This window comes from Lactobacillus sp. W8093 (assembly GCF_016100925.1).
GTDB lineage: Bacteria > Bacillota > Bacilli > Lactobacillales > Lactobacillaceae > Lactobacillus > Lactobacillus helsingborgensis.
In genome coordinates this window covers 1-2813 of sequence record NZ_JACFRL010000019.1, presented here as the reverse complement: position 1 = coordinate 2813, position 2813 = coordinate 1, and the positions used below count along the sequence as shown (strand labels likewise).

2 protein-coding genes are annotated in these 2813 nt (G+C 27.3%); both read right to left on the bottom strand.

Going from position 1 to position 2813, the window contains the following annotated elements:
* Positions 1–75: 75 nt before the first annotated feature.
* Positions 76–1689 carry an ABC transporter ATP-binding protein gene (locus H3T47_RS09150; protein ID WP_109586373.1) on the bottom strand — a complete coding sequence of 538 codons (1614 nt, stop codon included), beginning with the start codon at positions 1687–1689 and terminating at the stop codon, positions 76–78.
* 37 nt (positions 1690–1726) lie between these two features.
* Positions 1727–2632: a hypothetical protein gene (locus H3T47_RS09145; RefSeq protein WP_046327520.1), complete on the bottom strand. Its 906-nt coding sequence runs from the start codon at positions 2630–2632 to the stop codon at positions 1727–1729.
* Between the last annotated feature and the right edge of the window lie 181 nt (positions 2633–2813).

Sequence of the window (2813 nt, the reverse complement as noted above, 5' to 3'; positions counted from 1 at the left end):
GAAGATGTCCTCCTTTTTTATGCAATAAAAAACCTATTAACAGCTTACCACATGGATAAGTCATCAACAGGATAATTATAGAGCCTTTAATCTTAAAGTTTTATTTTCAAGTACATAGTGTGTAAAATGTGCATGTTTAAATTCAATATCGTCATAATAATGAGCAACCTCAATCACTGTACAATCTAAATTTTGAATAATTTTATTTATTTTGTCCGACATTTTTGGATCTAAACTAGAAGTTGCTTCATCAATTAAAATAATTTTTTTATTAAAAAGAAGAGCTCTAGCAATTTCGATTCGCTGCCGTTGTCCACCAGATAAGTTTTTCCCACTTTCACCATAATATCTATTTAAAGCATCGTTACCTAGTTCATTAATCAATCCTACTTTTTCAAGAACAAATAAACAATCTTTAGTTGAGAAATCCTCGCCTAAAGTTAGATTAAAACGCAAAGTATCATTAAATAAGTTGGGATTTTGTCTTATATAAGCAATCCTACCAGATTCGAGAATATTGTTTATTTTACTATTCTTTTCCCTCAAATAAATTTTTCCGCTACTTGGTTTAATAGAACCCTGAATCAAATTAAGTATTGTCGATTTACCAACACCAGAAGCTCCTGTAATCAAAATTTTTTCTCCAAAAGTAATATTTAAATTCAAATTATTGATAATCTGTTTACCATTTGAGTACGTAAAATAAACATTTTCAAAACAAATTTTTGGCTTAATATCTTTCGATATTTTTTTAGGAGCTTTAAATTCAATCATATGTTCACTATAAGATTTTCGAATTTCTTGAGTAGTTTTTATCTTACTAAGATACTCTGAAACTGTTCCTAATGGACCTACGACTCTGTCACTAGCCATAAAAATACCAATCAAAGCTGCAGAAGATATCTTTCTTTGAATAACTAAAAGCAAGCCAATACCAATAGGTAAAATATAACTAACAACTGAAAGAATTGAAGCGACAAAAAAAGTAACAGCTTGCCAGTTATTCATAAGTAAATAAGAATTTTCGGATTCATTTAAATACTTATCTGTATCATTGTACATATACTTTTCAGCTAAATAAGTTTTGATAGTATTGGCTCCATTAAATAAATCAGTTACCTTACTTAAAAATCTACTACTATCTTCCTGCCACTTTGAAGAAGTGGCAGTTAATTTTTTACCAAAAATCTTTGGAGTTATCATAGGTAATAAAGAAAATAAAATAAACAAAATTCCAATAGGTATGCTTAAACTTAAAATATAAATTCCAGAGATTAATGCCATTAACAAAGACGCAAATACTTCAAACATCAGACTAAAGTAATCTGTTTCAACCAATTTAAAATCATTAAATATTTTTGAGACATTATCCGCAGTATCACTACTAAAAGTTGAAGTATTAATTTGCCCATAAATAAAATTACTTTTGAGCTTTACATTAAGCTTTTTTATTGCTAAATTTATTAACATTTTTCTTAAAGTCATTGAAAAATACACAATAGCCATTGCTGAAAAGCTTTTGACAGCATAAAACATTACTTCTAAAAATGTTGAGTTATGATTAAAATTTGCTATAGAAGAAAGTACCTGTGCCAAAACTACTCCATCAAATGATGAAATAATTGTTGTTATTATTATTGAAAATACGAGCCAATTAGGTAACCATCTAATTATGTTTTTTATTTTCATTTTTATCACCGTTGTATATTAAATTAATATATAATACTTAATTGATTGATATTCTATTTTTGGAAAACAAATACCAATACCACCACTTTTCAGGAGTCTTAACTATTATACTGTTTATCAGTCTGTGAATATTATTATTAATCTGTCCTACTGTCATATCTTTTATATTTATCTTGGAATAAAATCTTAATTCATAATGAGGAAAATCATCTATTCTTGTAAAAGTAACTGGTTGTATATTTGAATTATTTCGTTTAGCTAAGGCTGCTAATCCGTACGCTACGGGAAAGAAATTATCTAAATACTTAGTACGATACTTGGGTTTAGGACCTAATGTATATTCTGGAAATTCAAGTATATTTTTTGAATTTTTTAATAAATTATCCAACTTAAAAAGAGCATTAACTGGGTTAGATGTGTCTAAAACTTCTGTTATGTACTTTTTTAAGCTCGATAACATTACATCTAAAATGGACCGCATATGCTCCCCTTCATCACCATTAGCTAATGGAACATTTTGAATTTTTAAACTCGCCAATATTATTGGTATAGAATAAAAATCTCCCCAATGTGGACTAAAAATTATCGTATTTCCTCTCTTAATATCATTTAATTTTTCTTCATTTATAATAATTAAATTATTTTTTAGAAAACACTTTGTCTGAGAAAATAAATAAACAAATATAGCATCAGTTTCTTGAAACAAAATATAGTTAGCCCATTTTTTGCTCAGTGACTCTTGGTTTTTTAAATTAGTAAACTTCATGGCTTTACTTGCAATTGTCACAAGGTCTTGAATATTTTCTTTTTTTTCGTTTATTTCAATTTGTCTAATTAAAGAAATTTCTTTCCAAATCAAATCAAGTTGATTACTTTTTTTTAATACTTGGAAAAGACGTTGATCATCTAGATCACTCAAATACATAGAAAAATCATAAATCATTCTGTTGACTCTTTTCTTATCATAGTCTTTCTTATTTGATACAAGTTCATATCAAACTCATTAAAAGAGTTTATCAATAACAAGTTATCATATTATGGCTCTTTGTCAAATCCTGTTGATAGAGCTTAAATGAATAGAATCAAGCAGCTAATAAACTGCTTGGTTCTTTTTCTTTTACCTT